This window comes from Citrobacter amalonaticus, from assembly GCF_001559075.2.
GTDB classification, from domain to species: domain Bacteria; phylum Pseudomonadota; class Gammaproteobacteria; order Enterobacterales; family Enterobacteriaceae; genus Citrobacter_A; species Citrobacter_A amalonaticus_F.
On sequence record NZ_CP014015.2, the window covers coordinates 3,145,703 to 3,169,311 of the forward strand.

A 23,609-nucleotide genomic window follows, 5' to 3' on the forward strand; every position below is an offset into this window, starting at 1 on the left:
GTGGTTACACCATGATGGACAGCTTACGCACGGCTGCTAACAGTCTCGTGCTCAAGATTATTTTCGGAATCATTATCGTGTCGTTCATTCTGACCGGCGTGAGTGGTTACCTGATTGGCGGAGGCAATAACTACGCCGCTAAAGTGAATGACCAGGAAATCAGCCGTGGGCAGTTTGAGAATGCGTTCAACAGCGAACGTAATCGCATGCAGCAACAGTTGGGCGACCAGTACTCTGAGCTCGCGGCAAACGAAGGTTACATGAAAACCCTGCGCCAGCAGACGCTCAATCGTCTGATTGATGAAGCGCTGCTTGACCAGTATGCCCGCGAACTCAAACTAGGCATCAGCGATGAACAAGTGAAGCAGGCCATTTTCTCCACGCCGGCATTCCAGGTCGATGGCAAGTTTGATAACAACCGCTACAACGCGATTGTCAATCAGATGGGGATGACCGCTGACCAGTATGCGCAAGCCTTGCGTAACCAGCTGACTACGCAGCAGCTTATCAGCGGCGTCGCGGGTACCGATTTCATGCTCAAAGGCGAGACGGATGAGCTGGCGGCGCTTGTCGCTCAGCAGCGCGTCGTCCGCGAAGCCACGATTGACGTTAATGCCCTTGCAGCGAAGCAGTCGGTGACGGACCAGGAAGTGGCCAGCTACTACGAGCAGCACAAAAATAGCTTCATGACCCCGGAACAGTTCCGCGTCAGCTACATCAAGCTGGACGCTGCCTCGATGCAAAAACCGGTCAGCGATGAAGATATCCAGTCTTATTACGATCAGCATCAGGATCAGTTCACCCAGGCGCAGCGTAGCCGTTACAGTATTATCCAGACGAAAACGGAAGATGAAGCGAAAGCGGTCCTGGACGCGCTGAACAAAGGCGGTGACTTTGCTGCGCTGGCGAAAGAGAAATCTGCCGACATCATCTCTGCCCGCAACGGTGGCGATATGGGCTGGCTGGAAGACGCCACCACGCCGGATGAGCTGAAAAATGCCGGGCTGAAAGAGAAGGGCCAGCTTTCTGGCGTGATTAAATCCTCTGTCGGCTTCCTGGTGGTGCGTCTGGACGACATTCAGCCGGCGGTTGTGAAGCCGCTGAACGAAGTCCGTGATGACATCGCCGCGAAAGTGAAACAGGAAAAAGCGCTGGATGCTTACTTTGCTTTACAGCAGAAAGTGAGCGATGCGGCGAACAATGATACGGAATCTCTGGCGGGTGCCGAACAGGCGGCTGGCGCGAAAGCGGTACAGACGGGCTGGTTCAGCCACGAGAGCCTGCCGGAAGAGCTGAATTTCAAACCGGTATCAGACGCCATTTTTGATGGCGCTCTGGTGGGTGAAAACGGCGCGCCGGGCAGAAACTCCGATATCATCACTGTGGATGGCGATCGCGCGTTTGTTCTGCGTATCAGCGATCACAAAGCAGAGGCCGTGAAGCCGCTGTCTGAGGTGAAAGATCAGGTTACGGCGCTGGTTAAGCACAACAAGGCAGAGCAGCAGGCTAAACTGGATGCGGAAAAACTGCTGGTTGAGCTGAAGGCGGGTAAAGGCGCAGAAGCGATGAAAGCCGCCGGTCTGAGCTTTGGCGAGTCTAAAACGCTGAGCCGTACGGGCCAGGATCCTATTAGCCAGGCGGCGTTTGGTCTGAGCCTGCCGGCGAAAGATAAGCCGAGCTATGGCATTGCCAACGATATGCAAGGCAATGTGGTTCTGCTGGCCCTGGACGACGTGAAAGCGGGTTCCATGCCGGAAGAGCAGAAGAAAGCGATGGTTCAGGGGATCACCCAGAACAATGCGCAGATTGTCTTCGAAGCGCTGATGAGTAACCTGCGTAAATCGGCGAAAATCAAAATCGGCGATGCGATGGATCAACAGCCGTAATCGTCGAGACGTCTCGCAAATCATTGCACAACCGTTGTAACACCTGAAGGCCGCTTTCGCGGCCTTTTCCATTTCTGACATTTGCCATTTGTTCGTTGGTTTTTGCCTCGTTATCGTGATTCCACTGTTCACTAACAAGGAGAAAACAGTATGAAACATGGAATCAAAGCGTTACTTATCACCCTTTCCTTCGCCTGCGCGGGTATGACTCAAAGCGCTCTGGCGGCGTCATCGACAGCGGCAGCGAAAAGCCCGGCGGTGGAGACCAGCGCACAAGCTCCGGTCGCGGGGCAAAACAAAGCCGCGGTTCCGGCGAAAGCCAGCACCGAAGAGGGCACCAGGGTCAGCATCAATACCGCATCGGCAGAAGAGCTGGCGCGAGCGATGAACGGTGTTGGCCTGAAGAAAGCGCAGGCGATAGTCAGCTATCGTGAAGAGTACGGCCCGTTTAAAACGGTGGAAGATCTCAAGCAAGTGCCAGGGATGGGAAATTCGCTGGTAGAGCGTAATTTGTCAATTTTAACACTTTAATAACTTGCGCAGTGGCAAAAATTTGCCAGGATAGTAGAGGTCATACCAGTTATGGCCTCTCTACTTCCATAGAGTACATTCTTATAAAAAACGTAAGGTCTCTGCGCTATGCAAACACAGATTAAGGTTCGTGGTTATCATCTTGATGTTTATCAGCACGTGAATAATGCCCGCTATCTTGAGTTTCTGGAGGAAGCCCGCTGGGATGGTCTGGAAAGCAGCGATAGCTTTCAATGGATGACTGCCCACAATATCGCTTTCGTGGTGGTCAACATCAATATTAACTATCGCCGCCCGGCGGTTCTGAGCGATCTGCTGACTGTCACCAGCCAGGTGCAACAGCTCAACGGGAAAAGCGGTATTCTAAGCCAGGTGATTACGCTGGAACCGGAAGGACAGGTGGTGGCTGATGCGCTCATTACGTTCGTCTGTATCGATCTGAAATCGCAAAAAGCGCTGCCGCTGGAAGGGGAGTTACGCGAAAAGCTGGAGCAGATGGTGAAGTAGGTGTGGATGATTCAACTGTAGGCCGGATAAGGTGCCTGGCACCGCCATCCGGCGAAACCCGCAATTATTTCAAACCGGTCTTCTGCTTCATTGCCGCCATGATGACCGGTTTATCCGCCAGGTAATGATTCAGGCCATTTGCGCGTAGATTACAGGCCGCACAGTGGCCGCAACCGTCGCCCTTAATGCCGTTGTAGCAGGTCAGCGTTTCTTCACGCACCAGATCCAGCTTGCCCCAATAATCTGCCAGCGCCCAGGTTTCGGCTTTATCAATCCACATTAGCGGCGTTTCAAAGCGGATATCTTTTGCCATTCCCAGTTTGATGGCGTGATTCAGCGCCTCGACAAAATCATTACGACAGTCAGGGTAACCGGAGAAATCGGTCTCGCAGACGCCGGTAATCACCGCTTCAGCTTTTACCTGATAAGCATAAATCGCCGCCAGGGTCAGAAACAGAATATTGCGTCCAGGCACAAAGGTATTTGGGATCCCATCGGCATCCGGTTCGTAATCCGGAACCGGGATGTTGTCACGAGTCAGGCTGCTGACCGCCAGTTCACTCAGCAGCGTCACGTCCAGTACTTTGTGCGCACGGGCGCCCAGTTTCAGTGCCAGATCACGCGCAACATCAATCTCCGCTCGATGGCGCTGACCATAATCAAAGGTCACGCAATGCACTTCATCATACTGATGCAGCGCCTGCACCAGACAGGTGGTGGAGTCCTGCCCTCCACTGAAAACTACGACGGCACGTTTCATGGTTAATCCTGATAAATTGCTGTACACAAAATCATTCAAATTGCATCAAGGCGGCAAGTCTGAGAATCTCCTGGCGTTTACCTAAGTAAATGACAGGGGTGAACAGACGTAGCCAATAAAGAGGCAGTTTGAAGGATGGCGTGCATAAAGTCGCTATGGTAGCGCCAGAGTTGCCCGGCGACCAGCTTCTTCACGACGCGGGTGGCGGTAGCCAGGCTTCGGTGAACTCAAACCAGCCGCGCGGATTCAACCGCACCCCGTTCACACCCGGCGGCGCGCTGATGCGGTAGTGATAGTTAAACAGCGGTGTCAGCGTGGCGTCATCCATCAGGCTGGCGAAAACTTGCCGCAGCGCGGCATAGCGATGATCCTCTTCCGGTCTGATTTGCAGCGCATCCAGCGTGGCCTGAAGATGGGAGAACGCCGGCGCATCAAGCACGTGCGGCCAGAGTGAATCACAGCGCAACCACTGTTCGAGAGTATACTCGGGCGCTTCGCCAATCAGGCGGTCTCCCATCATCAGATCTGCTTCGGCAAGCCGTTGGCAGCCATCCCAGGTTTTCGCGTTATGAAAAATCAGCGTCAGTTCGCAGCCCAGGGTTGCCAGCGTGTGGCGCAGGTGCTCTGCCATGGTATGCAGTTCAACCGGCAGGTGATAAACCAGCGTCATCTTTTTCGGCAGTTCAACCGCTTCCAGCCCCTCCCACTGCGGGATTTCCCAGCCAGGCAACAGTTCGTTGCAGGGTGTAATCAGGTTTTCTCTCACATCCAGCGTTTGCAACAGCGAAGAACGATGAATAAGGCTGACCAGCCGACGAGCCTGCAGTGGTGTCAGGCGGGGGCTTTTTTTTAGCGCGAGATAGCAAAAACCGAGGCTGATGCCGGTACTCACCGGACTCACCGTAGCGAGCTCTTCGGGTTTGCCAATGGTTATCTGCACCGGATGGCGACAGCTGGTACCCAGATCCTGCTCAAAAAGCTGAGGGGTGATCCAGTATTCAATGGCTTTCAGCAGCGGATGTACGAGATGGTAATGATCATGGCTTTCCAGACGTACCAGTTCCGGCGTAAACAGCGTCAGACGAAAAGGCCCCGTCCCAATGACGGGATGTTCCGGATGTGCCAGCAGGCTGCCGTAGCTTGCCAGCCGATGCGCCAGCCAGAAATCCGGGCGGTGCAGGATAAACGTCAGGCACTGAGGATGCGTCACCTCAATGTGCTTCACGCTGATAAACAGCCGGTTCAGCGCCGGGAGTTCGCGCAACATCAGCAGTCGCTGATGCAGTTGCGCGGTCTCTACCGCGTCGCCGTTGTGCCAGAACAGCGTTGAACGAATATAAAAGTCCCAGCGCAACCCGTCGGCGGAGATGTCCCAGTGGTGGGCTAAATCTCCGCAGGGAAGCTGGGTCTGGCTGTCAAAACGGGTCAGGCCGGAGAAAATCTGCCCCGCCAGATGTTGCTCGGCGCGACCGGGAAGAAAACCAGAATGCAGCGGTTCAAGCTGACGGTAATAGGGAATACGCAGCGTGGGCGTGTCGTTTTGCCATTGACCCCCCATAAAGGGCTGCAGCATGGCCCGCAGTTCACCAGGCGCCAGTTGTGCCAGCTCCAGTACGCTAAGCTGTTGACCCTTTTCCAGCGCCTGTTCCATCATCGCCGTGCGCAATGATTCCGGGGTCACCAGAAAACGCAGTTGCCCACGCTTACCGCGCCCGGACTGCGCCTCCCAGACCAGCCAACCTGATTCCTGCGCCTGGCGCAACAACGTGCGGACGTGCCGCTCGCTACAGAAGCAACGTTCAGCCAGTTCTCCGACGGTCACGTTCTGCGGTTCGCCGTTAGAAGGCTGCCAGAGTCGCTGGTACTGATTAAGCCGGTTGAGAAGTCGCATATAAACCCGGAACAATTCCTTTTATCTATTCACTATTACTTCCGTATATATCAGGTAATACTCAATCACAAGTTAATCCGTCACAGAGTGGAGAAAGAGATGGCGCGCCTGGCTGCATTTGATATGGATGGCACCCTGTTGATGCCAAATCACCTTTTGGGGGATGAAACGCTCTCCACCCTGGCGCGACTGCGCGAACGCGACATAACTCTGACGTTTGCCACCGGGCGTCATGTGCTGGAAATGCGCCATATTCTCGGCACCTTTTCACTCGATGCTTTTCTGATTACCGGCAACGGGACGCGTATCCACTCGCTGGAAGGTGAGGTGCTGCACCGTCAGGATCTGGATCCGGCTGTTGCTGAGATCGTCCTGCATCAGCGCTGGGACACACAGGCGAGTATGCATGTCTTCAACGATAACGGCTGGTTTACCGGACAAGAGATCCCCGAGATGCTGCACGCCCACGTCTATAGCGGGTTTCGCTATCAGATTGTGGATGTCGCGCGTATCCCGGCAGATCGGGTGACCAAAGTTTGCTTCTGTGGCGATCATGACGATCTGACGCGGCTGAAAATTCAGCTTGAAGAGGTGTTAGGCGCGCGAGCTCATCTTTGCTTCTCTGCGGTCGATTGCCTGGAAGTGCTGCCGGTGGGCTGTAACAAAGGTTCTGCACTGGAGGTACTGAGCGGGCATCTTGGCCTGTCGATGGCAGAATGTATGGCGTTTGGCGACGCCATGAACGATCGCGAAATGCTCGGCAGCGTCGGGCACGGCCTGATCATGGGCAATGCCATGCCGCAACTTATTGCCGAACTTCCTCATTTACCGGTGATTGGTCATTGTCGCAATCAGGCGGTATCACACTTTTTGACACATTGGCTGGACTATCCAAATCGACCTTATTCCCCCGAATGAGAGACCCTACCAGCACCGGGCGTTCAGCCCGGTTTTTTTTTGATTTAATTCACATTCAGCAACCGGGCGAGTTCGGCTTTCGACGCAGTGAGATCGCCAATATGGGTGCTTACCCATTCAGCATGGTAGTAGGTGTCCAGATAGCGCTCGCCGCTGTCGCACAGCAACGTCACCAGCGAGCCGGTTTCTCCGGCTTCGCGCATGCGGGCGGCGAGTTGCAGCATGCCCCACATGTTGGTGCCTGTTGAGGCTCCCACTTTGCGGCCCAACTGCGTTTCCAGCCAGTGAGCGGTCGCCACGCTGGCAGCATCAGGGACGCGCAACATCTCATCGACCACGTCGGCAATGAATGACGGTTCGACGCGCGGACGGCCAATCCCCTCAATTTTACTGCCGACAGGGCTGCGCAGCGTGGCATCACGCGTTTGCCAGAAAGGCAGGAAAACCGAGTTTTCCGGGTCCACCACCATCAATTTTGTATCGTAACCCTGGCAGCGGATGTAGCGGCCAATGGTCGCGGAGGTCCCGCCGGTTCCGGCGCTCATCACAATGTGTTTCGGTACGGGATGCGGTTCGCACTGCATCTGGCGGAAGATGCTGTCGGCGATATTGTTGTTACCGCGCCAGTCGGTGGCGCGTTCGGCATAGGTGAACTGATCCATATAATGGCCGTTCAACTCGTGCGCCAGCTGTTCTGACGCAGCATAAATCTCGCAGGCGCTGTCCACGAAATGGCAGCGACCACCGTAAAATTCAATCTGTTCAATTTTCCGTTTGGCCGTGCAGGCGGGCATGACGGCGATAAACGGCAGTCCCAGCAGACGGGCGAACCAGGCTTCGGATACCGCCGTTGATCCGGAAGAGGATTCGATAATGGTTGTGCCTTCCTTAATCCAGCCGTTGCACAACCCATAAATGAACAGTGAACGCGCCAGTCGGTGCTTCAGGCTACCGGTCGGGTGGGTGCTTTCATCTTTCAGATAGAGCTGGATCCCCGGAAAAGCGGGTAACGGCAGGCGGATAAGATGGGTATCAGCCGAGCGCTGATAATCCGCGTTAATCTCATTGATGGCATTTTTAACCCAGGTGCTGTTCATCATTAATATCCATTTGTCATTTTGTGCCAAGAGTAACGAAAAGCACGGAAAAAATTGTTGCCATTTAACCTTTAAAATAGAATGTAAGGAGAAAATTCTTCTCTGAGGTGCCGGTATGTTAGATAAAATTGACCGTAAGCTACTTGCATTGATGCAGCAGGACTGCACCCTCTCTTTGCAGGCGCTGGCGGATGCCGTTAATCTGACCACCACACCCTGCTGGAAGCGCCTCAAACGCCTGGAAGACGATGGCATTCTGCTGGGAAAAGTCGCGCTGCTTGACCCGGAAAAACTGGGGTTGGGGTTGACTGCCTTTGTGCATATCAAAACCCAGCATCACAGCAGTGACTGGTATTGCCGCTTCGTGACGGTGGTCAGTGAGATGCCGGAGGTGCTGGGCTTCTGGCGCATGGCCGGTGAATACGACTACCTGATGCGGGTCCAGGTGGCCGATATGAAGCGCTATGACGACTTCTACAAACGTCTGGTAAACAGCGTTCCCGGTCTGTCGGACGTCACGTCGAGCTTTGCCATGGAACAGATTAAATACACCACTGCGCTGCCAATCGAATAACTCTCCCGGCACGATTTGCCGGAAAATCAGGTCAGGACATAATACGTGCGATTATTTGCTCAATTAAGCTGGTATTTTCGCCGGGAGTGGCGTCGCTACCTCGGGGCGGTTGCCTTGCTTATCCTCATCGCTATTCTGCAACTCATTCCGCCAAAAGTGGTCGGTATTGTGGTGGATGGCGTATCCACACAACACTTTACGCCGCAACAGGTCATGATGTGGATTGGTACCATCGCCCTGATTGCCGTTGTGGTTTATCTGTTGCGCTACGTCTGGCGCGTGCTGCTGTTTGGTGCTTCTTACCAACTGGCGGTGGAGCTACGCGAAGATTATTACCGCCAGCTCAGTCGCCAGCATCCTGAATTTTATCTGCGCCACCGTACCGGTGATTTAATGGCCCGCGCCACCAATGACGTCGATCGCGTGGTCTTTGCCGCAGGGGAAGGGGTTCTGACGCTGGTGGATTCGCTGGTGATGGGTTGCGCGGTGCTGATTGTGATGTCTACGCAGATCAGCTGGCAGCTCACGTTGTTTGCCCTGCTGCCGATGCCGGTGATGGCGCTGATGATCAAACGCTACGGCGATCGTCTGCATGATCGTTTCAGACTGGCGCAGGCGGCGTTCTCCAGTCTCAATGACCGTACCCAGGAGAGCCTGACCAGCATTCGCATGATCAAAGCCTTTGGTCTGGAGGATCGGCAGTCCGCGTTGTTTGCGGCTGACGCGGAAGATACCGGGAAGAAAAACATGCGCGTGGCGCGCATTGATGCCCGCTTTGATCCGACGATTTATATCGCCATCGGCACGGCGAACCTGCTGGCTATCGGCGGCGGCAGTTGGATGGTCGTGCAAGGCTCGCTAACGCTGGGACAACTGACCAGCTTCATGATGTACCTCGGGTTGATGATTTGGCCGATGCTGGCGCTGGCGTGGATGTTTAACATCGTGGAGCGCGGCAGCGCGGCTTATGGCCGTATTCGCGCGATGCTGGCCGAAGCGCCGGTGGTGAATGATGGGAGCGAACCGGTGCCGGAAGGGCGGGGTGAGCTGGCGGTGGCGATCCGCGCGTTCAGCTATCCGCAAACCACGCATCCGACGCTGGAAAACGTCAATTTTCAGCTTAAGCCAGGGCAGATGCTGGGCATCTGCGGGCCGACCGGCGCGGGTAAAAGTACCGTGCTGTCGCTGATTCAGCGCCATTTCGATATCACCCAGGGGGATATTCGCTTTCATGACATTCCTCTGCCGCGCCTGCAACTGGACAGCTGGCGCAGCCGGCTGGCGGTGGTCAGTCAGACGCCATTCCTGTTTTCGGATACCGTGGCTAATAACATTGCGCTGGGCTGCCCCAGCGCCACGCAACAGGACATTGAACATGTGGCGCGTTTAGCCAGCGTACATGAGGATATTCTTCGCCTGCCTCAGGGCTACGATACCGAAGTCGGCGAGCGCGGCGTGATGCTCTCCGGCGGGCAGAAACAACGTATCTCCATTGCGCGGGCGTTGTTGCTGAATGCCGAAATCCTGATCCTGGACGATGCTCTGTCGGCGGTGGATGGGCGAACGGAGCATCAGATCCTGCACAATCTGCGTCAGTGGGGAGAAGGGCGAACGGTGATCATCAGCGCGCATCGTCTCTCGGCGCTGACAGAAGCGAGCGAAATTATCGTGATGCAGCATGGGCATATCGCGCAGCGCGGCGATCACGAGGCGCTGGTACAGCAGCCGGGCTGGTATCGTGATATGTACCGTTATCAGCAACTGGAAGCGGCGCTCGATGAGGCGCCGGAAAATAACGAGGAGGCGGCAAATGCGTAGTTTTGGGCAGTTATGGCCGACCCTCAAACGCCTGCTGGCCTATGGATCGCCGTGGCGAAAACCGCTAGGTGTTGCAGTGATTATGCTGTGGGTCGCGGCGGCCGCAGAAGTCAGTGGGCCGCTGCTGATCAGCTACTTCATCGACAACATGGTGGCTAAAAATAACCTGCCGCTGGGGATAGTGGCCGGGCTGATTGCCGCCTATCTCGGGCTGCAGATCCTCGCCGCCAGCCTGCACTATGCTCAGTCGCTGTTGTTTAACCGCGCAGCAGTCGGCGTGGTGCAGCAATTGCGTACCGACGTGATGGATGCCGCGCTGCGTCAGCCATTGAGTGAATTTGACACGCAGCCCGTCGGGCAGCTCATTTCGCGCGTCACCAACGATACCGAAGTGATTCGCGATCTGTATGTCACGGTAGTGGCGACGGTTCTGCGCAGCGCTGCACTGATTGGTGCGATGCTGGTGGCGATGTTCAGTCTCGACTGGCGCATGGCGCTGGTGGCGATCCTGATCTTCCCGGCGGTGCTGGTGGTGATGATTATCTATCAGCGTTACAGCACGCCAATTGTCCGCCGCGTGCGGGCTTATCTCGCCGATATCAACGACGGCTTCAACGAAATCATCAATGGCATGAGCGTGATCCAGCAGTTTCGCCAGCAGGCGCGTTTTGGTGAACGCATGGGTGAAGCCAGCCGCTCGCATTATCTGGCGCGTATGCAGACGCTGCGTTTAGATGGCTTCTTATTGCGGCCTCTGCTGAGCCTGTTTTCCGCGCTCATTCTCTGTGGCCTGCTGATGCTGTTCAGTTTTACGTCGGCAGGGACAATAGAAGTCGGGGTGCTCTACGCCTTTATCAGTTATCTGGGACGCCTGAATGAACCGCTGATCGAACTGACCACCCAGCAGTCGATGTTGCAGCAGGCCGTGGTGGCCGGGGAGCGTGTGTTTGAACTGATGGACGGGCCGCGCCAGCGTTACGGGCAGGACCCGCGCCCGCTGGCGTCCGGGCAGATTGACGTTGAGGATGTGTCGTTCGCCTATCGCGACGATAATCTGGTGCTGCAAAATGTCACTCTTTCCGTACCGTCCCGCAGTTTTGTCGCGCTGGTGGGGCATACCGGCAGCGGTAAAAGTACTCTCGCCAGCCTGTTGATGGGTTACTACCCGCTAAGTCAGGGGGAGATTCGCCTTGACGGCCGTCCATTACATTCGCTGAGTCACAGCGTGTTACGTCAGGGCGTGGCGATGGTACAGCAGGATCCGGTGGTGATGGCGGATTCATTCCTGGCGAACGTGACGCTGGGGCGGGATATCACCGAAGAGCAGGTGTGGCAGGCGCTGGAGACGGTGCAACTGGCAGAGCTGGCGCGTGGGATGAGTGAAGGCATTCATACCCAACTTGGCGAGCAGGGAAACACCCTCTCTGTCGGGCAGAAACAACTGCTGGCGCTGGCGCGAGTACTGGTGGCAACGCCGCAGATCCTGATCCTCGACGAAGCGACCGCCAGCATCGATTCCGGTACCGAGCAGGCTATTCAGCATGCGCTGGCCGCCGTGCGCGAACACACCACGCTGGTAGTGATTGCACACCGACTGTCGACCATTGTCGAGGCGGACACCATTCTGGTGCTTCATCGTGGACAGGCGGTAGAGCGTGGTACTCACCAACAACTGCTTGCGGCGCAAGGGCGCTACTGGCAGATGTATCAGCTCCAGCTTGCCGGCGAGGAGCTGGCGGCCAGCGTTCGCGAGGAGTCGCTTCCCGCCTGATGCACCGCCGTTGCCGGGTCGCTTCGGCGGTGGTGCAAAAATGTAACGCATCATGCACTGTCATGGTGCGTTTTTCTTTTCCCGCTCCGTTTTCCTTTCTGAATTGCCCGCCAGACGGCCTGTAGAACAGACATCGGCTCCGCTTTTTCAATTCTGGCATACCCCTTGCAATACCTCAGTCGTGTAGTCGCACCATATGCCGAATTCTGACTGGAGGGGATCTATGAAGCTGGTTACCGTGGTAATCAAACCGTTCAAACTGGAAGACGTTCGCGAAGCGCTCTCTTCTATTGGTATTCAAGGGCTGACCGTCACCGAAGTGAAAGGGTTCGGACGTCAGAAGGGTCATGCCGAGTTATATCGGGGTGCAGAGTACAGCGTCAACTTCCTGCCTAAAGTGAAGATTGATGTGGCCATTGCCGACGACCAACTGGATGAAGTGATCGATGTCATCAGCAAGGCGGCCTACACCGGAAAAATTGGCGACGGCAAAATTTTCGTCGCGGAGCTGCAACGCGTCATTCGTATTCGCACCGGCGAAGCTGACGAAGCGGCGCTGTAAAGCCTGGCACACAGTAACGGGAAACGACAAAATGAAGATAGCAACGATGAAAACGGGCCTTGCTTCGCTGGCGCTGCTGCCAGGTCTCGCGATGGCTGCTCCGGCAGTGGCGGATAAAGCCGATAACGCCTTTATGATGATTTGTACTGCGCTGGTGCTGTTTATGACCATTCCGGGTATCGCTCTGTTCTACGGCGGTTTGATCCGCGGGAAGAACGTCCTGTCGATGCTGACGCAGGTCACCGTCACCTTTGCGCTGGTGTGCATCATGTGGGTGGTGTTTGGCTATTCACTGGCGTTCGGCGAAGGGAACAGCTTCTTCGGTAACTTCAACTGGGTGATGTTGAAAAACATTGAACTGACCGCCGTAATGGGCAGTATCTACCAGTATATTCACGTTGCTTTCCAGGGATCGTTTGCCTGTATTACCGTCGGTCTGATCGTCGGTTCGCTGGCGGAACGCATTCGTTTCTCTGCCGTTCTGATCTTCGTGGTGGTCTGGCTGACCCTCTCCTACATTCCGATTGCCCATATGGTGTGGGGCGGCGGCCTGTTGGGATCGCACGGTGCGCTGGACTTTGCCGGCGGTACCGTCGTGCATATCAACGCCGCCATTGCTGGCCTGGTGGGGGCCTACCTGATTGGCAAACGTGTGGGCTTCGGCAAAGAGGCGTTCAAACCGCATAACCTGCCGATGGTCTTTACCGGTACGGCGATCCTCTATATTGGTTGGTTCGGCTTTAACGCCGGTTCCGCAGGGACGGCGAACGAAATTGCCGCGCTGGCCTTTGTGAACACCGTTGTTGCCACGGCCGCCGCGATTCTCGGCTGGATCTTCGGCGAGTGGGCGCTGCGCGGTAAACCGTCTCTGTTGGGCGCATGCTCGGGGGCGATTGCCGGTCTGGTTGGCGTAACGCCTGCCTGTGGTTACATCGGTGTCGGCGGCGCGTTAATCATTGGCGTGGTGGCTGGCGTGGCCGGGCTGTGGGGCGTGACCATGCTCAAACGTCTGCTGCGTGTTGATGACCCGTGTGATGTGTTCGGCGTTCACGGCGTCTGCGGGATTGTCGGTTGTATTCTTACCGGGGTCTTTGCCTCAAGCGCGCTGGGCGGTGTGGGTTTTGCGGAAGGGGTGACGATGGGGCATCAGTTGCTGGTGCAGCTTGAGAGCATCGCCATCACGATCGTCTGGTCTGGCGTCGTGGCCTTCATCGGCTACAAGCTGGCGGATATGACCGTCGGTCTGCGCGTACCGGAAGAGCAAGAGCGCGAAGGGCTGGATGTGAACAGCCACGGCGAGAATGCCTACAACGCATAACAGAAAGATGCCCGGTTAACGTAACCGGGCAACGCGGGATACCGCCGGATGCGCAACCATGCCATCCGGCTTTTTATTCGTTGTGATTACGCATCACCCCTTCCTGCACTGTCGAGGCCACCAGTTTGCCATCCTGCGTGTAAAACTCGCCGCGGACAAATCCGCGCGCGCTGGAGGCCGACGTGCTTTCCACGCTGTACAGCAGCCATTCATTCAAATCAAACGGACGGTGGAACCACATGGAATGATCGATCGTGGCAATCTGAATCCCTTTTTCCAGGAAACCAATGCCGTGAGGTTGCAGGGCAACGGGCAGGAAATTGAGATCGGAGGCGTAGCCCAACAGATACTGATGGACGCGAATGTCGTTGGGCAACGCACCATTCGCGCGGATCCACACCTGGCGCGTGGGTTCTGCCACATGGCCTTTTAACGGGTTATGAAACTCAACGGGACGTACTTCCAGCGGGCGATCGCAGAGAAATTTATCTTTTAAAATCGGTGGCAGCAGATGCGCGACTGTCCGGGCAATGTCGGTTTCTGATGTTAATCCTTCCGGCGCGGGGGCGTGCGGCATGGTTTTTTGATGTTCGAAACCGGGCTCCGGCGCCTGGAAGGAGGCAGTCATATAAAAGATAGGCTTCCCGTTCTGGATAGCGGCAACGCGGCGGGCGCTGAAGCTGTTGCCGTCGCGCAGGACTTCCACGTCATAAATAATCGGTCGCTGACTATCGCCAGGGCGTAAAAAATAGCTGTGAAACGAGTGGACCAGGCGTTCTTCCGGTACCGTTTCTTTCGCCGCATATAGCGCCTGACCGACGACCTGTCCACCAAAAACCTGGCGCAACCCTAAGTCTTCACTTTGGCCCCGAAAGAGTCCTTCCTCAATTTTTTCCAGATTCAACAATGTCAGCAAATTGTTCAGTGCCTGACTCATACATGCTCTCCAGGTAACAACGACGCCGAAGCGAGATAGGCAGAGTATAACGCAATTTTGGAAGTGGTCCGATGGGTGCAATAGTCTGAAAAACTGGCCAATTCCAGGCAAAAATAAGTGATATGTGCCACACTTAGCTACGTTACGTTTTTGTTAACCACTCTTCCGGCGGGAGGAAAACCCGCTGGTGCAGAGATGATAAGGAGAATTTAATGAAGCTCATGCACATGGTAAGTGGTTTAGCGGTTGCGGTTGCTCTGGCTGCCTGCGCGGATAAAAGCGCGGATATCCAGACGCCAGCGCCGAACCCAAACACTTCAGCAACGGCCACACAGCCTGCTATTCAGCAACCTAATGTCTCGGGTACCGTATGGATCCGTCAGAAAGTGGCATTGCCGCCTGACGCCGTGCTGACCGTGACCCTGTCGGATGCGTCGCTCGCCGACGCCCCGTCGAAAGTTCTGTCCCAGAAAGCGGTTCGTACCGAAGGGAAACAGGCGCCATTCAGCTTCGTTCTGCCGTTTAACCCGGCTGACGTGCAGCCGAATGCCCGCATTCTGCTGAGTGCGGCAATTACGGTGAATGACAAACTGGTGTTTATTACCGATACCGTTCAGCCGGTCATCAACCAGGGCGGCACGAAAGCCGATCTGACTCTGGTACCGGTCCAGCAGACGGAAGTTCCTGTGCAGGCAAGCGGTGGGGCAGCGACGACAGTGCCTTCAACCTCGCCAACGCAGGTCAACCCGTCTTCAGCGGTGCCTGCCCCGACGCAGTACTAAGGCCTGTCTGACCCTCTCCACCCGGAGAGGGTCAATAATTCCAGCGATACCGCTGTAAATCGATCAGCCCGCTCCCGGACACCACAATACCTTCCGCCAGTAATGCCTGCCGTTGTCGCTGTAGATCTGGACCGGTGAGTGAAATCGCGCCGTGCCGATTCACCACCCGATGCCAGGGCAGGGTGCTGCCTTCAGGTAAACGTTTGAGAACGCCGCCGACCTGTCTGGCCGCACGCGGAGAGCCTGCGAGCATTGCGACGTCGCCATAAGTGGTGACACAGCCTTCGGGAATGGAGGCAACAATTTGCCAGACGCGCTGAGGGAAAGTGTCTTGTCTGTCCATGGTCTCTTCCTGCGGTAATCCTTCAGCATAATCTGGAATGGCGGGCGCGGGAAGTTCCATTGCGCAAGAAACCAGCATCTGACCGCCGATAGCTTGCAATTACAGGGGGCAGCAGTGATAATGCGCCTGCGCGTTGGTTAACAACGCTCTCAATGGGGGCTCTGTTGGTTCTCCCGCAACGCTACTCTGTTTACCAGGTCAGGTCCGGAAGGAAGCAGCCAAGGCAGATGACGCGTGTGCCGGGATGTAGCTGGCAGGGCCCCCACCCATTTGTGCCATCCGGCATCACATCTTCGTTTTTCTTCTTGTCGTTGTCATAGTTTTGTCATTTTTTTGTCATCAAATGCTGGCAGAGTGTTTTTGGGATGTTAAATCCTGGCGCTCAATTCTCTTATCACGCCATGGCGATCCTGTCGTCGCCGGAACCGTGCTTTTGCCTGTCCACAAGGATCCTTACGATGGCTACTGCAGTACTGAATGTCAAAATTGATGAGACGTTAAAAGAAAAACTGCGTCATTACGCTGAACTGAATAATGAGAATTTAAGCATCACGACAGAAAAACTGCTGCTGATTGCCTTCGACGTTGCGGCAGAGGCGGGGGTCTCGGCTGGCGATATCGATAGCCAACACACGGAAGAGTCGTTTGTTGAGCCACTGACTCCTAAAGAAATCAAAGCATTGCGCAGACTACTGAAGAAGAAAAAATGAAACAGCAAACGCTCTCTATCGCCAGTAACTATGGCGAAGCCTGTGAACTGCTCCGCTCGGGTTATGTTAAGCATGTTTGTCTGAGCTGGAACGTCGGCAGCGATGAATTTTTTCGCATTGCCTCAGACTGGTGCGATGCCGGCGCCAAAATAAAGAAAGAGGGAGATAACTTTGTGATTTCCCTCAAGGGTTTTCCGGTTCCTCGTCAGCATTAAATAATCTTACGCACCTTACCGCTGCCGGACTGCAGACGCAGTGTTTCCCAGATCGGTTCCAGGGTGTTAAATGCCGCGCGCAGAGGCTCTTCCGGCAAGGCAAACGGCATACGTAAGAAACGATCAAATGCGCCCGCGAGCCCAAAGCGGGTGCCTGTTCCGAGTTGAATCCCGACGCTTTCCGCTCGCGTGGCGAAAAGCGTCGCCAGCGTATCCGGCAGTTCTACCCAGAAGGATAATCCGCCCTGTGGTTGCTGATAGCGCCACTCGGGAAAGTGCTTGCGCATCAGCGTGTCGCAGAGTGCGCGCCGCGCGGCGAGCTGTTGTCTGCGCTGCGGCAAAAATGAATCGGCATTATCCAGTAGCCACGTGGTGGCAAGTTGTTCGATGATCGGTGAGCCCAAATCGACCGTATCCCGCGTTTGCACCAGCGCGGCGATAGTACGAGATGGCGCACGCACCCAGCCCAGACGCAGTCCTCCCCAGAAGCTCTTGCCGGCCGAACCCAGCATAATTACCGGGGCGTCGCGGTGATACGTCGCCAGCGGCGGTGGCGGTGGGGCGTCGTACCAGAGGTTCACCATCGTTTCGTCAATCACCAGCGTTGTACGTGTGCGGGCAGCGATATCCGCGATGACTTGCCGCGTCTCATCATCCATACACCGCCCGGTGGGATTGTGAAAATCCGGCATCAGATAGGCCATTCTCGGTGAGGTCTGGGCGATGGTTGCTGCCAGTCCGGCTGTATCCCAGCCCTGTTCGGGTAATGACACGCCCACCGGTCGACAGGAGGCGCCCTGAATGGCCGCAATCGCCAGCGGGTACGTCGGATGATCGACCACTACCCGATCGCCGGGGCCGGTCAATAAGCGCAGGATCAGCGCCAGACCACTGACCGCGCCGTTGACCACCATGATGTCATCCGCCGTTGTCGGAAGGCCTCGCGCGCAGTAATGACGGGCGAGCGATTCTCGCAAGCAGAGTAATCCCTGCGGTTGATAGCCCGACGTCAGCAAATGCGGCGGCATCGCAACCAGCGCCTGTTGATAAGCCTGATGGATTTCAGGCCCCGCACTGAGGGCAGCGGTGGAGAGATCCAACGCCATCGTGGTACCGGTGCGCGTCGGCACTTCGCGGATATGACCCGGCAAAACCACGCGCGACCCACTGCCGTGCCGACTCTCCAGATATCCCTCTTCCCGCAATTGCGCCAGCGCGCTGGCCACGGTGGTCCGGCTGACGTCGAGTACCGTAGCCAGTTCGCGTTCTCCGGGCAAACGGCTGTCGAGCGCCAGGCGCCCGTCGAGGATCAGCAGACGCAACGCTTCTGCCAGTTGCCGCCAGAGCGGGGTTCTCGCAGCGCTGTCCTGCCAGTGCCCAAGCAGGCGCTGGAGAGATTGACTTCCATAACGACGTGATGACATTGCAGTCCACTTTTTCAAAACTGGTCATTAATCATAGTGCCAATTACAGCGATGATGAAGGCTATCTGAACGGGGAGGGTGAAAATGGGGCGTCGTCTGGTTCAACTTTATTTTGGGTTGGCTCTGTATGGGGTATCCACCGCGATGTTTGTGCGCGCGGATTTAGGTGCCGATCCGTGGAACGTGTTCCATCTGGGGCTGGCGAATCTGTTGTCGATGAAGATTGGCGTGGTGATGATTATTGTCGGTGCGCTGGTCCTTTTGCTGTGGATCCCCCTGCGTCAACGTCCTGGGCTGGGCACCCTCAGTAACGTGATTGTGATCGGACTTGCCGCCGATGCCGCGCTGGCGGTGATGCCGGCGTTTTCCTCCCTCGTCGTGCGTAGCCTTATGCTGGTGGCGGCCGTGGTGGTGAACGCCCTGGCGACGGGGATGTACATTGGTGCGGGTTTTGGCGCCGGGCCGAGAGACGGTCTGATGACCGGTATTCACGCCCGCACGGGATGGTCGGTGCGTACGATTCGAACGGCGATTGAAGTTTCTGTTTTACTGAGTGGTTGGCTGCTCGGCGGTACGCTTGGCGTCGGAACCGTGCTGTATGCGCTGGCGATTGGGCCTCTGATCCAGATCTGCCTGCCGTGGTTTCGCTACAAACCCCGGGCGCGGATTCAGACGGCATAGACCGGAGAGGACGACTAAACTTATTCACGACTGACGCGGCTGGAATTGGCTTGCCGCGCGGTGGACTTCGGAGGTTTTTCTCATGAAGTACGTGGATGGATTTGTCCTTGCCGTACCTGCCGAAAACAAGGAGGCTTATAAGGCGATGGCGGCAAAAGCAGCACCGCTGTTCAAGGAATTTGGCGCGCTCCGCATTGTGGAATGCTGGGCCGAGGATGTGCCCGATGGCAAACTCACCGATTTTCGTATGGCGGTGAAAGCCGAGGAGCACGAAGAAGTGGTATTCAGCTGGATTGAATACCCGTCAAAAGAGGTGCGGGATGCGGCGAATCAGAAGATGATGACCGATCCGCGCATGAAAGCGTTCGGCGAGTCGATGCCGTTTGATGGTAAACGCATGATTTACGGCGGATTCTCACCCATTATCGACGACTAGCGTGACTGGCTGTGCGGCGTGCCGCCAGCCATCTCCGCGTTATAAGCGTTTTTCCGCCCACAGAATAAATGCTTCTTTGGGCAGCGCTTTGCTGTAAAGCCAGCCCTGCCCGTAGTGGACGCCGTGCTGGCGCAGCCAGTCTTCCTGATTAGCCGTTTCAATCCCTTCCGCCACCATTTTCAGCTTCAGTGTTTTGGCCATTTCGATGATATGCGGCGTCACGTTTTTGTACTCCAGGGCATCGACAAACGATTTGTCGATTTTCAGGATATCCACGTCCAGATTCTGCAAATAGCTGAGGCTGGAATAGCCGGTGCCAAAATCATCAATATAGATGGCATGTCCCGCCTTACGGTAGCGGGCGACAATGGGTGAACTGGTTTTCGGATCGGCAAATCCCCGTTCCGTCAGTTCCAGAGCTATCTGTGAGGGGGCAAGCTGATACCGGTTAAGCAGTTTACTGAGCAACGTCGGGAGCTTTTCAGAGGCGAGATCCGCCGCTTCAATATTAATGGAAATATGCTGTTCGGGATGCTGCTTCAGCCATTGCCCCATATCCTCAAACACCGTTTCGATAATTAAACGAGTGAGTGGTTCGGTAAGCCCGGTCTGTTCGGCCAGGGGGATAAAAATGTCGGGTGACAGGTAGCTGCCGTCGGTTTGCGGCCAGCGTGCCAGCGCTTCAGCCCCGACGATTTTCCCGGTGGATAACGAAATAATGGGTTGGTAGTGAACCTTAATGTCCCGGTTATTGATGGCATCCTGCAATCGGTGATGGGGAGACTGGAGACGGCGCAGAATGCGCAGAATAAAGGCGGCGGCCAGCAGACCGATCAGCGTGCCGGCGGGAACCCAGATCAGCGCCTGCCGGTACCAAATTTTTTGTAGTGGGAGGGTCGACGCCCAACTGACAATGGTAATGCCCATCTCCGGGAAAGGGCGAATTTCATAAATAATGCCATGGCTTTCCAGGTGGCGAGGCGTGGTTTCCTGAGTAAATTGCAGAATATTCGGTGCGAGCGCGCTGCTGCTGGCAATGACGGTATTGTGTTTTACGCCAATAATCGCGACATCGATCTGCCAGGCGCCAAAAGGAACCACGTCGATAAAAGAGGCGGGATCAATCATCACGATATAGTCGCCATAGCCCAGTGCTGCCATGTAGCGCTCGATCCCCAGATCGTTATGCGCGGTAAACCAGGCGCGGTAGCCATCGTTAGTGATTTTCATGGGCGGAGGGAAGGCCGAAGTATAACTTTCCTGCTCCAGGGATGAGCAAACCGGCATGTTGTTGCGCAGATACAGCACTTCCTGGACATAACGATAGCTGAAGGAGAGTCTCCGCATCGCCAGTAAGTGTTCACGCGAGCAAGGCGCGCTATTCACGGCGCTAATCTGCTGCAATGCCTGTTTTGCCTGGGCTACCACGCGTTCAGTACGTTCAGAAACGCGCGATGAGTAGGTATCCAGTTCCTCGATGAATTTCTTCTCGACCTGGCGATGAGCGAGCCAAACACTCAAACCGACCGGAACCAACACGGCGAGGATAAGCACTCCTGTCACCAGACTGACCAGATGTCGTGTTCTCACGCAAATATCCTTAATAACGCATTGTAGAGAAAGTATATCCGATCGGGAAAAAAGCCCTGTAAATGATGTCGTTAATCTGCCGATTTTTTTGAGGGGAGTGTGAATTTTCGCCATCTGCACAGCGAAAAAATGGGCGTTAATGCAGAAAGGATTGAACTGTCGTGCGTTCAGCGATAAAGTAATGTTATATTATAACATTACTTTTGAGGTGAAGAGGATACCATGCAGGTCTTGAATTCATTACGTAGCGCAAAGCAGCGCCATCCGGACTGTCAGATAGTAAAACGGAAAGGGCGTTTATATGTGATTTGTAAGAGCAACCCGCGTTTTAAAGCGGTACAGGGAAGGAAAAAACGGCGTTAGGGAGAAGGGGGGGCCGGATAGAGAGAAAGTCTATCCGGCAACACCAATCGGTTATGGCGTGGCTTCCGCGCGGGCAATGGTGAAGATATCGTAAAACGACAGTTCGCCCTTACGCGTCAACATCTTCTGTAATTGCGCTTTGCGTTCATCGTCAACACGGGGGGAGTGAAGGATGGTGCTAATCAGCGCGGAAGGCACAAACCGGGTGTTGTACCATTCGCCGTTGTAACACACTCTGAAATCCAGCACGTCGATATCTTCATAGCGATAGCGCGGGGCGACATCAAAAAAGAAAAAACCGTTGAGGATGACAAACAGCACCACCAGCAGCCAGACGGAGTCGACCAGCGTTTCTGATTGCAGCATGACTGCCAGCGTCGCAAACCATGCAACATACATCCCAATAAACAAACCAGGATGTTTGCGAATAAAGCTGATGCTAAAGCGGGGCTTATTATCGCGCTTCTCACGCACGTTCAGTTCGTCGATGGTTTCAGTGAGCAGGCGTTGTATTTCTGTCATTTTTTGCCTTCGTGATTTCGCTACTTACAGGGGAACGCCCTATTTTAAGTGGGCGATTAGCGTGAAAAAAGTAACAGATTAACCACAATTTAGCATAACAGTTACAATTCTATTTACAGTGTTTTAATAATCCGAGCCGGATTACCACCCACCACGACGTTAGCGGGTACGCTTTTGGTCACGACGGCGCCGGAGGCAACCACCACATTGTCACCAATGCTGACGCCGGGATTAATGACTGCACGCCCACCAATCCAGACATTATTGCCAATCGTGACGGGTTTGCCGAATTCCAGTCCGCTATTGCGCTCTGTCGCATCCAGCGGGTGCGTGGCGGTATAGATATGCACGCCGGGAGCCAGCATGCAGTTATCACCAATATGAATGGGGCAGACGTCAAGCATGACGCAGTCGAAGTTGGCGTAAAATGCTTTACCCAGGAAGATATTATAACCGTAGTCACAGCGGAATGACGGCTCGATGTAAGGCCGGTCGCACTGGCCTAACAGGGCGTGGAGAATAGCCAGTCGTTCGGCCTTTTCATCCGGGGCGGTGTGATTGTAGCGGTGAACAAACCGACGTGCCTGCAATCGGTCATGGCGCAGGGTCTCATCTGCCGGGTGATACCGTTCACCCGCTATCATTTTCCGCTTCTCTTCACTCATTCTGCACTCTCTGACGGTTCACCAGTGAGGCAATACAGTAGAGGGACTGCGCTAACCAGGGAACGATCCCTGAGCCATACCGTGACAGAAATCACAATAGTCATGCTATTGTTACTGCAAATAAGATAAATGTCCTCCAGGAAAACGTCCGTATTTCCTGATGTTCAGTAATCAAATTAACGAATGAATTTCCAGACGGAGGAGGGGATCTTGTCGTAAAGTTTATTCATCGTCAATTCTGCGAGACGGTGATCGGCGGCTGAGTAAAATACAGCCAGTTCATTGTCAGATAATTCATATTTATTTTTCTCGATCACGCGCTCAAGCGTGTCAATTGTCTGACAGCGTCGCAAACGCATCAAATAATCAGTTTTAGTTAATGGTTTATCGGACATAAATCTTACCTATGATTGTAATAATTTTTAACAAGACAAACTAACAGGATTAGCTCTGGTGGCATTCACAAAGCAGCGGAACAAGCGATTACCTGATTTCCGCCATTTCTGCAGATCCTGCGCATTAATGCCATAACTGCTGAACAACATAAATGTGTCGTCCAGATATTCATCAATCTGCTCAATCAGCTTATTGTCCTCATTATACTTAATTTTATAATTAAGTGCGAAGGTTGCAATATGCTCTATCAGTTCGTTGAGTTGAAGGTTGATCGCCGAGGTTGGGTCGTTAACCCAGCCATGATTGCTTTCTTCAAGGTTTGCAAGACAGTCGTGATAAAGCGTTTCACAAAGAAATTTAAGCTGCGCTATATCATGTCTTTTGGGTGAGTATTCATCCATAACGCATCCCCTTCTTAGTGGCTTGAACTAACCGAACACCTTTCGGGATGGGTACAACTAACTGACCTGGTACTTGCCTTCTACGCTTGATGATTTAACTATAATCTACTCTAAAAAAGATTTCATCGCTATATTACGAAAAATTACAATTAATGTAATACGAAAGAAAGTGAAGGTTTGTAGATTTTTCTCATTATAGCATGCCGACAACCCATTCCGGAATGAGATAATTACGTGATTATTTTGAAATTCATCAGATTATCTTCTCTTTCCATCCTCTTCGCTTACCTCCGGCACGAAACCAGAAACGGATGCTCCCCAGGAATTGTCTTAATAATGAGTTATTAAGCAGGGAATAAGCCATAAGCCAAATGGCCAGAAATAGCCTTCATCCTCTTGTGGATTATAACCTTTATTATCCACAACCAAAAGTCAACAATGTATCAATAAGCCCTTTTGCTGATTTCATTCGAAAAAAAAGGCCGCTTGCGCGGCCTTTTATCAGATGAGC

26 protein-coding genes and 1 other RNA gene are annotated in these 23,609 nt (G+C 54.5%); 16 read left to right on the forward strand and 11 right to left on the reverse strand.

Annotated features, from left to right (window positions below):
• Positions 1-11: 11 nt before the first annotated feature.
• The 3 genes from ppiD to fadM all read left to right on the forward strand — a co-directional run bounded on the left by ppiD (position 12) and on the right by fadM (position 2,924).
• The gene (ppiD, locus tag AL479_RS15145; protein ID WP_061076644.1) at positions 12-1,886 is read left to right on the forward strand and encodes a peptidylprolyl isomerase; all 1,875 of its coding nucleotides are present in this window, start codon (positions 12-14) and stop codon (positions 1,884-1,886) included.
• 150 nt (positions 1,887-2,036) lie between these two features.
• Positions 2,037-2,417 carry a helix-hairpin-helix domain-containing protein gene (locus tag AL479_RS15150; protein WP_061076645.1) on the forward strand — a complete coding sequence of 127 codons (381 nt, stop codon included), beginning with the start codon at positions 2,037-2,039 and terminating at the stop codon, positions 2,415-2,417.
• A gap of 108 nt (positions 2,418-2,525) precedes the next feature.
• Positions 2,526-2,924, forward strand: coding sequence for a long-chain acyl-CoA thioesterase FadM (gene fadM, locus AL479_RS15155; protein ID WP_043001576.1), 399 nt, complete (start codon positions 2,526-2,528; stop codon positions 2,922-2,924).
• A gap of 64 nt (positions 2,925-2,988) precedes the next feature.
• Here fadM and queC read toward each other — a convergent pair whose 3' ends face one another.
• Both queC and AL479_RS15165 read right to left on the reverse strand, forming a co-directional pair.
• Positions 2,989-3,684 carry a 7-cyano-7-deazaguanine synthase QueC gene (gene queC, locus AL479_RS15160; RefSeq protein ID WP_043001575.1) on the reverse strand — a complete coding sequence of 232 codons (696 nt, stop codon included), beginning with the start codon at positions 3,682-3,684 and terminating at the stop codon, positions 2,989-2,991.
• A 190-nt stretch (positions 3,685-3,874) separates the two neighbouring features.
• A complete protein-coding gene (locus AL479_RS15165) occupies positions 3,875-5,575 on the reverse strand; it encodes an SgrR family transcriptional regulator (protein ID WP_061076646.1) in 1,701 nt (566 codons plus the stop codon).
• Positions 5,576-5,674: 99 nt separating this feature from the next.
• On the opposite strand from AL479_RS15165, the gene cof reads away from it, so the two are divergent.
• Positions 5,675-6,493, forward strand: coding sequence for an HMP-PP phosphatase (cof, locus tag AL479_RS15170; protein ID WP_061076647.1), 819 nt, complete (start codon positions 5,675-5,677; stop codon positions 6,491-6,493).
• 44 nt (positions 6,494-6,537) lie between these two features.
• Here the strand turns inward: cof and AL479_RS15175 are convergent, their stop codons facing one another.
• The gene (locus AL479_RS15175; RefSeq protein WP_081093671.1) at positions 6,538-7,593 is read right to left on the reverse strand and encodes a PLP-dependent cysteine synthase family protein; all 1,056 of its coding nucleotides are present in this window, start codon (positions 7,591-7,593) and stop codon (positions 6,538-6,540) included.
• Between the two features lie 112 nt (positions 7,594-7,705).
• Here AL479_RS15175 and decR point away from each other — a divergent pair, with 112 nt between their 5' ends.
• The 5 genes from decR to amtB all read left to right on the forward strand — a co-directional run bounded on the left by decR (position 7,706) and on the right by amtB (position 13,633).
• Positions 7,706-8,164 (forward strand): DNA-binding transcriptional regulator DecR, encoded by a 459-nt coding sequence (gene decR, locus AL479_RS15180; RefSeq protein WP_061076649.1) that lies wholly within the window; start codon positions 7,706-7,708, stop codon positions 8,162-8,164.
• Between the two features lie 45 nt (positions 8,165-8,209).
• A complete protein-coding gene (locus AL479_RS15185; protein ID WP_061076650.1) occupies positions 8,210-9,982 on the forward strand; it encodes a SmdA family multidrug ABC transporter permease/ATP-binding protein in 1,773 nt (590 codons plus the stop codon).
• Complete coding sequence (locus AL479_RS15190; RefSeq protein ID WP_061076651.1) at positions 9,975-11,753, forward strand: SmdB family multidrug efflux ABC transporter permease/ATP-binding protein; 1,779 nt, start codon at positions 9,975-9,977, stop codon at positions 11,751-11,753. Before AL479_RS15185 ends, AL479_RS15190 begins: the two co-directional genes overlap by 8 nt.
• A 223-nt stretch (positions 11,754-11,976) precedes the next feature.
• Complete coding sequence (glnK, locus tag AL479_RS15195; RefSeq protein ID WP_002891893.1) at positions 11,977-12,315, forward strand: P-II family nitrogen regulator; 339 nt, start codon at positions 11,977-11,979, stop codon at positions 12,313-12,315.
• A gap of 31 nt (positions 12,316-12,346) precedes the next feature.
• A complete protein-coding gene (amtB, locus tag AL479_RS15200; protein ID WP_061076652.1) occupies positions 12,347-13,633 on the forward strand; it encodes an ammonium transporter AmtB in 1,287 nt (428 codons plus the stop codon).
• A gap of 73 nt (positions 13,634-13,706) precedes the next feature.
• On the opposite strand, the gene tesB is transcribed toward amtB, so the two are convergent.
• Entirely contained in the window at positions 13,707-14,570 is an 864-nt protein-coding gene (tesB, locus tag AL479_RS15205; protein WP_061076653.1) for an acyl-CoA thioesterase II, read from the reverse strand.
• Positions 14,571-14,782: 212 nt separating this feature from the next.
• Here tesB and AL479_RS15210 point away from each other — a divergent pair, with 212 nt between their 5' ends.
• Positions 14,783-15,352 (forward strand): YbaY family lipoprotein, encoded by a 570-nt coding sequence (locus AL479_RS15210; protein ID WP_044267638.1) that lies wholly within the window; start codon positions 14,783-14,785, stop codon positions 15,350-15,352.
• 31 nt (positions 15,353-15,383) lie between these two features.
• On the opposite strand, the gene AL479_RS15215 is transcribed toward AL479_RS15210, so the two are convergent.
• A complete protein-coding gene (locus AL479_RS15215) occupies positions 15,384-15,695 on the reverse strand; it encodes an MGMT family protein (RefSeq protein ID WP_061077988.1) in 312 nt (103 codons plus the stop codon).
• A gap of 162 nt (positions 15,696-15,857) precedes the next feature.
• Here AL479_RS15215 and ffs point away from each other — a divergent pair.
• The 3 genes from ffs to AL479_RS15230 all read left to right on the forward strand — a co-directional run bounded on the left by ffs (position 15,858) and on the right by AL479_RS15230 (position 16,620).
• Positions 15,858-15,954: signal recognition particle sRNA small type (gene ffs / locus AL479_RS15220), an RNA gene on the forward strand.
• A 199-nt stretch (positions 15,955-16,153) separates the two neighbouring features.
• The gene (locus tag AL479_RS15225; protein WP_061076654.1) at positions 16,154-16,405 is read left to right on the forward strand and encodes a hypothetical protein; all 252 of its coding nucleotides are present in this window, start codon (positions 16,154-16,156) and stop codon (positions 16,403-16,405) included.
• Positions 16,402-16,620 carry a hypothetical protein gene (locus AL479_RS15230; protein ID WP_043001564.1) on the forward strand — a complete coding sequence of 73 codons (219 nt, stop codon included), beginning with the start codon at positions 16,402-16,404 and terminating at the stop codon, positions 16,618-16,620. The genes AL479_RS15225 and AL479_RS15230 overlap by 4 nt, the downstream gene beginning before the upstream one ends.
• Here the strand turns inward: AL479_RS15230 and AL479_RS15235 are convergent.
• Complete coding sequence (locus AL479_RS15235) at positions 16,617-18,044, reverse strand: PLP-dependent aminotransferase family protein (RefSeq protein ID WP_105291768.1); 1,428 nt, start codon at positions 18,042-18,044, stop codon at positions 16,617-16,619. The genes AL479_RS15230 and AL479_RS15235 overlap by 4 nt on opposite strands.
• 84 nt (positions 18,045-18,128) lie before the next feature.
• Between AL479_RS15235 and AL479_RS15240 the strand changes: the two genes are divergently transcribed.
• A complete protein-coding gene (locus AL479_RS15240; RefSeq protein WP_061076655.1) occupies positions 18,129-18,725 on the forward strand; it encodes a YczE/YyaS/YitT family protein in 597 nt (198 codons plus the stop codon).
• An 82-nt stretch (positions 18,726-18,807) separates the two neighbouring features.
• Positions 18,808-19,161 (forward strand): DUF1428 domain-containing protein, encoded by a 354-nt coding sequence (locus AL479_RS15245; protein ID WP_061076656.1) that lies wholly within the window; start codon positions 18,808-18,810, stop codon positions 19,159-19,161.
• Between the two features lie 39 nt (positions 19,162-19,200).
• On the opposite strand, the gene AL479_RS15250 is transcribed toward AL479_RS15245, so the two are convergent.
• Positions 19,201-20,751 (reverse strand): EAL domain-containing protein, encoded by a 1,551-nt coding sequence (locus AL479_RS15250; protein ID WP_061076657.1) that lies wholly within the window; start codon positions 20,749-20,751, stop codon positions 19,201-19,203.
• 222 nt (positions 20,752-20,973) lie between these two features.
• Between AL479_RS15250 and ykgO the strand changes: the two genes are divergently transcribed.
• Complete coding sequence (gene ykgO / locus AL479_RS15255; protein ID WP_003859006.1) at positions 20,974-21,114, forward strand: type B 50S ribosomal protein L36; 141 nt, start codon at positions 20,974-20,976, stop codon at positions 21,112-21,114.
• Between the two features lie 51 nt (positions 21,115-21,165).
• Here ykgO and AL479_RS15260 read toward each other — a convergent pair whose 3' ends face one another.
• The 4 genes from AL479_RS15260 to tomB form a co-directional block, all read right to left on the reverse strand.
• Complete coding sequence (locus AL479_RS15260) at positions 21,166-21,636, reverse strand: YlaC family protein (RefSeq protein WP_061076658.1); 471 nt, start codon at positions 21,634-21,636, stop codon at positions 21,166-21,168.
• Positions 21,637-21,749: 113 nt separating this feature from the next.
• Positions 21,750-22,301 carry a maltose O-acetyltransferase gene (gene maa / locus AL479_RS15265; RefSeq protein ID WP_061076659.1) on the reverse strand — a complete coding sequence of 184 codons (552 nt, stop codon included), beginning with the start codon at positions 22,299-22,301 and terminating at the stop codon, positions 21,750-21,752.
• Between the two features lie 176 nt (positions 22,302-22,477).
• Positions 22,478-22,696: an HHA domain-containing protein gene (locus AL479_RS15270; RefSeq protein ID WP_001280991.1), complete on the reverse strand. Its 219-nt coding sequence runs from the start codon at positions 22,694-22,696 to the stop codon at positions 22,478-22,480.
• Between the two features lie 27 nt (positions 22,697-22,723).
• Entirely contained in the window at positions 22,724-23,098 is a 375-nt protein-coding gene (tomB, locus tag AL479_RS15275; protein ID WP_042324455.1) for an Hha toxicity modulator TomB, read from the reverse strand.
• Positions 23,099-23,609: the final 511 nt, after the last annotated feature.